This is a genomic window from Tropicimonas isoalkanivorans (assembly GCF_900112335.1).
GTDB lineage: Bacteria > Pseudomonadota > Alphaproteobacteria > Rhodobacterales > Rhodobacteraceae > Tropicimonas > Tropicimonas isoalkanivorans.
In genome coordinates this window covers 228,777-236,002 of sequence record NZ_FOLG01000005.1, presented here as the reverse complement: position 1 = coordinate 236,002, position 7,226 = coordinate 228,777, and the positions used below count along the sequence as shown (strand labels likewise).

Genomic DNA, 7,226 nt, shown 5'->3' with positions numbered 1-7,226 from the left:
CGTCCTCGCCTACATGGATTTTCCGCGTGAGCATTGGGCCCAGATCGCGTCGACGAACCCACTGGAGCGGGTGAACCGGGAGATCAAGCGCAGGTCCGACGTCATCGGCATCTTCCCGAACGACGAGGCCATCGTCCGTCTCGTCGGCGCGCTGATGCTCGAGACCAATGACGAATGGACGGTTGCACGGAGATACATGTCTCTTGAAAGCCTGGCGCGTGTCACCGACACTACAACCGTTAGGCTGTCCGCCGTGGCGACCTGATCAGCCTTGGACCTCTCCGAAGGTCGGCGCTCTTACACCATCTCTCGGGGCACTACCGTCCGTTTCGCGAACCATTTGATTGTATGGTCGAAACGCTTAGGGTCCGGGCCATGGTTCACTATGCTGTCACGCGCCTGATTTCACTCACCTTGTCCCTTGTGGCGGCAAGCCTTGTGATCTTTCTCGTGGTCGAGGTGATCCCGGGCGATCCAGCCGCGTACATGCTCGGGCTCAACGCCTCGCCGGAGGCGGTGGATGCGTTGCGCGACGCGCTCGGGCTGAATGGAAGCTTGCCAGAGCGCTACCTATCCTGGGCTAGCGGGATGCTTCGGGGGGATTTCGGAACCTCCTATACGTACCGGGTGCCTGTCGCGGACCTCGTGGCTCAACGACTTTGGGTGTCCGTGCCTCTGGCGATTTACGCGTTGACGGTGTCGACCCTTATCGCATTGCCGGTCGGGATGCTGGCGGCCGCGCGGCGCGGGCGGGCGGTCGACTACGGGATTATCGGCGCGACGCAACTCGGTATCGCCGTTCCGAATTTCTGGTTCGCGATGTTGCTGGTGGTGTTGCTGGCCATTACCTGGCCGGTGTTTCCGGCGGGCGGTTTTCCCGGGTGGGATGCCGGGGCATGGCAGGCGATCAAGGCGCTCACGCTGCCGGCGGTCGCGCTTGCACTTCCGCAAGCCTCGATCCTGGCGCGGGTCATGCGGTCGGCGCTGATCGAGACCTTGGGGCAGGATTATATTCGCACGGCACGCGCCAAAGGGCTCTCGGAGGGAGAGGCATTGCGAAATCACGGGTTGCGGAACGCGATGATCCCGGTGCTCACGATCATCGGGCTGCAGTTTTCGTTTCTTTTGGCTGGCGCGATCATTATCGAGAAGGTCTTCTTTCTGCCCGGGCTGGGGCTGCTTATTTTTCAGGGCATCACGCAGCGCGACCTCGTGGTGGTCGAATCCGTGGTCATGCTGCTGGTCTTCGCCGTGATCCTCGTCACGTTCCTCGTTGATCTTGCCTATGCCGCGGTTGATCCGCGGCTGAGGCACGGGCGATGAAACTGCCGGTACAACTTGTGGCCGGGTCGGTCCTGTTCGGCGCGTTCCTGGTCGTGGCCTGTCTGTCGCTGGTCTGGACGCCATTTCCAGTGACCGAACTCGACATCGCGGCCAAGCTTCAAGCCCCTGGCAATGGCCATTGGCTCGGCACCGATCACTTGGGCCGCGACATGACGTCGATGCTGATGGCCGGTGCGCGGACCTCTATCGCCGTGGCTCTCGTTGCCGTGGGGATCGGAATCATCCTCGGCGTTCCGTTGGGCCTTGCCGCCGCCGCACGAAGAGGCTCGCTGCTCGACGAGGTCATCATGCGGGCCAATGACTTGATCTTCGCTTTCCCCTCGCTGGTCATCGCGATCCTCATCACGGCCGTTTTCGGGCCATCGGCCGTGAATGCGATTCTTGCGATCGGGATCTTCAATGTTCCCGTCTTCGCCCGGGTCGCCCGAGGGGCGGCGCTCTCCATCTGGCAGCGCGAGTTCATCCTCGCCGCCCGCGTTGCCGGCAAGGGACCGGCCCTTATCTCGGCGGAGCACATTCTTCCCAACATTGCCAACCTTCTGGTGGTACAGGGGACGATCCAGTTCTCCATGGGGATTCTCGCCGAGGCGGGGCTGTCTTACGTCGGCCTGGGCGCGCAGCCGCCGACGCCGTCCTGGGGGCGGATGCTGGCCGATGCCCAGACGTTCTTCTACTCCGATCCGCGGCTGGCAATACTTCCGGGGCTTTGCATCGTTATGACGGTGCTCGGCCTGAACCTGATGGGCGACGGTCTGCGCGACCTGCTCGATCCGCGCCTCAGGAGGGCGGTGCGGTGATTTCGCTCGAAGACGTATCCCTCGATATCGGCGGTACGCCCATCCTGCGCGACGTGTCCTTCGGCATCGAGGCAGGCCAGATCCTAGGATTGGTGGGCGAGAGCGGGTCCGGGAAGTCCATGACGGCGTTGTCAGTGATGCGGCTTCTGCCGCTGGAGGCCGCGCTTTCGGGGCGGATCATGCTGGACGGGCGCGATCTTGCGATGCTTTCGGAGCGGCAGATGTGCGCTGTGCGCGGTGCCGAGGTCGGCATGATCTTTCAGGAGCCGATGACGGCCCTGAACCCCGTGCAGACGATCGGCGATCAGGTGGCCGAGACCCTGCTGGTGCACGGCGCGGCGAGCCGAAGCGAAGCAGGCAAGATTGCGCGGCAACGGCTGACCCGTGTCGGGTTGGGCCCTGAGCGCTTCCCGCTTGACCGGTATCCGCATGAACTGTCGGGCGGTCAACGGCAGCGCGTCTGCATCGCGCTGGCGATTGCACTCCGTCCGAAGCTGTTGATCGCAGACGAGCCGACGACGGCGCTGGACGTCACGACGCAGGCCCAGATCCTCGACCTTATCGTGGAACTGGTCCGCGAGGAGGGCATGGGGTGCCTTTTCATCACGCATGACCTGGCGGTGGTGGCGCAAATGGTCGACCGGGTCGCGGTGATGCGGCGGGGGGAGATCGTGGAGCATGGAGAGACGCGGGACGTGCTTCGCGCCATGCGTCATCCCTACACCCGTGCACTTTTGGAGGCATCGCGCCACCGGCCGGACCGACGCATGCACGCCGGGGGCGATACGCTCCTCGATGTGCGCGAGGCGGTCCGGGACTATCCGCTGAAACGGCGACGGCTCTTCGGGCCCCGGCCGCAGGTGCGCGCGGTGGACGGAGTGAGTTTCAGGCTGATGCGGGGCGAAAGCCTCGGGCTCGTGGGGGAGTCCGGCTGCGGGAAATCCACGCTCACGCGCGCGATCCTTGGATTGGAGGCGCTTCAGGGCGGGGAGATCCGGCTTGACGGTGCGCCTGTCTCGCCCGATATGCCCGCGTCGCTCCGGCGCCGGATGCAGGTCGTCTTTCAAGACCCTTACGGCAGCTTCAACCCCAGACATCGGGTGTCCCGGTTGCTGGCGGAGCCGTTCCACCTGACCGGGCGACCGGCGGATATGGAAGCACGGATCGTCGAGGCACTGGAGAGCGTCGGGCTTGATGGGGAGGTGCGTCAGCGGTATCCGCACGAATTCTCCGGCGGCCAACGGCAGAGGATCGCCATCGCGCGGGCCTTGGTGACGCGGCCGGAGTTGATCGTGCTGGACGAGGCGGTCTCCGCGCTCGATGTCTCGATCCGGGCTCAAATCCTCGATCTGCTGGCCGATCTGCAGGCGCGTTACGGGCTGACCTACCTGTTCATCTCGCACGATCTGACAGTTGTGCGGGCGATTACGGATCGGGTGCTGGTTATGCGGGCCGGCCGGATCGTGGAGGCGGGAGCGACGGAGGCGGTCTTTGCGGCGCCATCGCATGCCTACACGAAAGCGCTTCTCGCGGCGGCCCCGGTTCTGCCGGCGTCTCATGCAGCGAGTGCGGAACCGGGGGGCCAGCCCCCCGGAGCCCCCCGGGATATTTTCTGACACAAGAAGCAGACAGCGTGGCAAGGAGCGACGGCCCGCTATTTCGTGCGGATGAGCTTTCTGCGCGGGTGGCGCAGAGAGCGTCGACCGATTCTTCCGTGCGAACGTTGTCGCGCCCATCCCCGGCGGGTGCGTTGCGGAGGAGCCTGCAGCTGGCTCCGTGGGACATGGGACGGGTCAGACAGGCCCAACTGCGCTATTGCTGGACCTGTATGTCAACGTCGATCGCCTCCCCCTCTGGCTCGCCAGTGTGCAGCCCGGAGATAGGCGCGGCCTCGGAGTAGTCGAGGCCCGTGGCGACACGGACGTAGCGATCGTCCGGGCAGATGGAGTTGGGTACGTCGAAGCCGACCCACCCGAGGGAGTCGAAGTAGACCTCGGCCCAGGCGTGGGCGGCCTCTTGCGATTGTTGCCCCTCCAACAGCAGGTATCCGGAAACGTACCGTGCCGGGAAACCCAGTTGGCGGGCCGCGGCTATAAAGACGTGGGCGTGATCCTGGCAGACACCGGCACCTTGCGCGAGGGCTTCCTCGGCGGTGGTGCGCGCGTCTGTGTGGCCGGTCTTGTAGTCGATCGCCTCCAGAACGCGGGCGGACAGCGCGTGGCAGCGGGCGATCGGATCCTCCACTTCGGCAGACAGCCCCTTCACCAGCGACCGGATCCCCATGCCCTGCTTGGTGAGCGGCGTCTGGCGCCGGAAGTACCACAGCGGCGCGAAGCCCGCCTGGTGGCCGACGACGCCATTGTTGTCGGAGGTCTCGACGGTGCCCTGACAGATCACCACGATCTTGTGACCCTCGCCGCCATAGGACACGAGCATGACGTGGTTTCGATTGTGGTCGTCGTATTCGAGTTCCTTCTGGCCGCCCTCCACGAGGGTTTGCCACGTCAGCACCCTTTGCCCGATCCCCTGTTTCGGCGTGAGGCGGAGTTGCTGCAACGCGAAGGTGACAGGCCGGGTGTAGGTGTAGGTCGTCCGGTGCTGAATGGTCAGGCGCATCACTCACCCATAGAAGCGGTAGTCGGTTTCGATGGTAGCGCCCAGCCTGGCGGAATCTCCCAGGAAGTTCAGGATGAACTCATGCAGGCCGCCGTCGAAGATATCGTTGATGGTGGTGGTCGCGAGGCGGCCGAGCAGGGCCTCGACCTGCTCGTGGCAGGCATGGCGGGTGTCATATTCCCGTTCGAGATACGACAGGTTTGCGTTGACCTTGGCTGCGCAGAAGGCGAGCGAGCGCGGCATCCGGCTGTCGAGGATCAGGAACTCGGCGATGCCGCGAGCGGTCACGTCGGGGCCGTTCAGCCAGCGATAGGAGCTGTGCCCGCCAACCGCGCGCAGAATGTTCTCCCACTGGACGTTGTCGAGCACGGAGCCGATGTGACTGATCGACGGGAGCAGGACGTAATACTTGACGTCGAGGATCCGCGCGGTGCTGTCGGCGCGTTCCAGAAAGGTGCCGAGACGGGCGAAGTTGAACACGTCGTTGCGCAGCATGGTGCCGTGGGTGGCGCCGCGCACCTGCGCGTTCTGCTGGCGGATCATGCTCAGCACGGCTGGCAGATCGCGGTCGCTCACTTGCCGGGAGAGCGCCGTTTTCACCTGCATCCAGCAGTCGTTCATCGCCTCCCACACTTCGCGGGAAAGCGCCGTCCGCACCAGGCGGGCGTTATTGCGGGCGGAGTCGATCACCGAGAGCACGCTCGAGGGATTGGACTTGTCGCGCAGCAGGAAGTCGATCACGCGCGGCTGTTCAAAGGCGGGGTAGCGTTCCAGATAGGTCTGCCGCGCGCCTGCTGCGTCGAGAATGCTTGACCATTCGTCGGCGGAGCTTGCGGGGCGGGTCAGCGCATTGCGGAACCCGGCCTCGATCAGGCGCGAGACATTCTCGCTCCGTTCGAGGTAGCGGTACATCCAGTAGAGGCCACCGGCGGACTTTCCGAGCATTGCGTTATTCCTCCAGCACCCAGGTGTCCTTGGTGCCGCCGCCCTGGCTGGAATTCACCACCAGCGAACCTTGCTTCAGCGCCACCCTGGTCAGCCCGCCGGGCGTTAGGTCGATCCCTTCTGGGGAGACCAACGCGAAGGGGCGGAGGTCCACGTGGCGTGGCGCGAGGCCAGCCTTGGTCAGGATCGGCACCGTCGAGAGGGCCAGCGTGGGCTGGGCGATGTAGTTGGCGGGCTTGGCCTCCAGCTTCGCCCGGAAGGCCTCCAGTTCTTTTTTCGAGGCGGCTGGCCCCACCAGCATCCCGTAGCCGCCCGACCCATGCACCTCCTTCACCACAAGTTCGCTCAGGTGGTCGAGCACGTAGGCGAGGCTTTCGGCGTCGGAGCAGCGCCACGTGGGCACGTTCTGCAGGATTGCCTTTTCGCCGGTGTAGAATTCCACGATGTCCGGCATGTAGGAATAGATCGCCTTATCGTCGGCGATGCCCGTGCCAGGCGCATTGGCGATTGTGATGCCGCCGGAGCGGTAGACGTCGAGGATGCCTGGCACGCCGAGCATCGACTCCGGGCGGAAGTTCAGCGGGTCGAGGAAGTCGTCGTCCACCCGGCGATAAATCACGTCGATCGCCTTGAATCCTTCGGTCGTGCGCATGGCGATACGGCCGTCGACGACGCGCAGGTCGCTGCCGTCCACCAGTTCCGCGCCCATGTTATCTGCTAGGAACGAGTGCTCGAAGTAGGCCGAGTTGTGGATGCCGGGCGTCAGCACCGCGATCACGGGCCGTCCGGAGCACGCGGGCGGCGCGCAGGCGGCGAGGGACCGGGAAAGGCGGGTAGGATAGTCCTGAACCGGGCAGACGGGGATGCGGCTGAAGAGTTCGGGGAACATCTGCAGCATCGTCTCGCGGTTCTCCAGCATGTAGGAGACGCCGGAGGGTGTGCGGGCATTGTCCTCCAACACGTAGAACTGATCTTCCCCTGTGCGCACGAGGTCCGTGCCGACGATATGGGTGTAAACGTTGCCGGGCGGCGAAACGCCAATCATCTGCGGCAGGAAGGCATCGTTATTGGCGATCAGTTCCACCGGGACGCGGCCGGCGCGAAGGATCTCCTGACGGTGGTAGATATCATGGAGGAACGCGTTGATCGCCCGGACCCGTTGATCGATCCCTTTGGTCAGGCGCGCCCACTCCCGCCCGGAGATGATACGCGGGACGATATCGAAGGGAATGAGGCGCTCGTCCGCCTCCTCCTGTCCGTAGACATTGAAGGTGATTCCCGTCCGCCGGAAGAAGTTCTCGGCCTCTGCCGACTTTCGACGCAATCGGGCAATGTCTTCGCCCTGGAACCACTCATGATATTTTTTATACGGCGCCCGGGCATCCCCCGACGACGCCTGCAATTCATCGAAGAACTTGCTGGTCTCGCTCATGAAAGTACCTTGGCGGGCGCTGATGCGGGCTGCAACTGGCGTATTGGAGTTGGGACCGTTAACATTTGTTTTACGGACGATTTTTTTCCATG

The 7,226-nt window shown here is 64.2% G+C and carries 7 protein-coding genes; 4 read left to right on the top strand and 3 right to left on the bottom strand.

Annotation, left to right across the window (positions count from 1 at the left end; genetic code table 11):
* From BM075_RS11435 to BM075_RS11420, 4 genes are all read left to right on the top strand, one after another.
* Positions 1–265: transposase (locus BM075_RS11435; protein WP_177208316.1), on the top strand; the 265-nt coding region annotated here is incomplete at its 5' end.
* Positions 266–375: 110 nt separating this feature from the next.
* Complete coding sequence (locus tag BM075_RS11430; RefSeq protein WP_093360803.1) at positions 376–1,323, top strand: ABC transporter permease; 948 nt, start codon at positions 376–378, stop codon at positions 1,321–1,323.
* Complete coding sequence (locus BM075_RS11425) at positions 1,320–2,141, top strand: ABC transporter permease (RefSeq protein ID WP_093360802.1); 822 nt, start codon at positions 1,320–1,322, stop codon at positions 2,139–2,141. The genes BM075_RS11430 and BM075_RS11425 overlap by 4 nt, the downstream gene beginning before the upstream one ends.
* Entirely contained in the window at positions 2,138–3,757 is a 1,620-nt protein-coding gene (locus tag BM075_RS11420; RefSeq protein ID WP_093360801.1) for an ABC transporter ATP-binding protein, read from the top strand. The genes BM075_RS11425 and BM075_RS11420 overlap by 4 nt, the downstream gene beginning before the upstream one ends.
* A 196-nt stretch (positions 3,758–3,953) precedes the next feature.
* On the opposite strand, the gene BM075_RS11415 is transcribed toward BM075_RS11420, so the two are convergent.
* Genes BM075_RS11415 through BM075_RS11405 form a run of 3 tightly spaced genes read right to left on the bottom strand, consistent with a single transcriptional unit; the run spans position 3,954 to position 7,134 of the window.
* Positions 3,954–4,757, bottom strand: coding sequence for a transglutaminase family protein (locus BM075_RS11415; protein WP_093360800.1), 804 nt, complete (start codon positions 4,755–4,757; stop codon positions 3,954–3,956).
* Positions 4,758–4,760: 3 nt separating this feature from the next.
* Complete coding sequence (locus BM075_RS11410) at positions 4,761–5,702, bottom strand: alpha-E domain-containing protein (protein WP_093360799.1); 942 nt, start codon at positions 5,700–5,702, stop codon at positions 4,761–4,763.
* Between the two features lie 4 nt (positions 5,703–5,706).
* On the bottom strand, positions 5,707–7,134 hold the full coding sequence (locus BM075_RS11405; RefSeq protein ID WP_093360798.1) for a circularly permuted type 2 ATP-grasp protein: 1,428 nt from the start codon (positions 7,132–7,134) through the stop codon (positions 5,707–5,709).
* Positions 7,135–7,226: the final 92 nt, after the last annotated feature.

What these genes read in the sequence shown, in the direction of transcription:
- BM075_RS11410 (WP_093360799.1), bottom strand. Translation starts at nt 5,702, where the DNA reads ATGCTCGGAAAGTCCGCCGGTGGCCTCTACTGGATGTACCGCTACCTC.
- BM075_RS11430 (WP_093360803.1), top strand. Translation starts at nt 376, where the DNA reads ATGGTTCACTATGCTGTCACGCGCCTGATTTCACTCACCTTGTCCCTT.
- BM075_RS11425 (WP_093360802.1), top strand. Translation starts at nt 1,320, where the DNA reads ATGAAACTGCCGGTACAACTTGTGGCCGGGTCGGTCCTGTTCGGCGCG.
- BM075_RS11405 (WP_093360798.1), bottom strand. Translation starts at nt 7,134, where the DNA reads ATGAGCGAGACCAGCAAGTTCTTCGATGAATTGCAGGCGTCGTCGGGG.
- BM075_RS11415 (WP_093360800.1), bottom strand. Translation starts at nt 4,757, where the DNA reads ATGCGCCTGACCATTCAGCACCGGACGACCTACACCTACACCCGGCCT.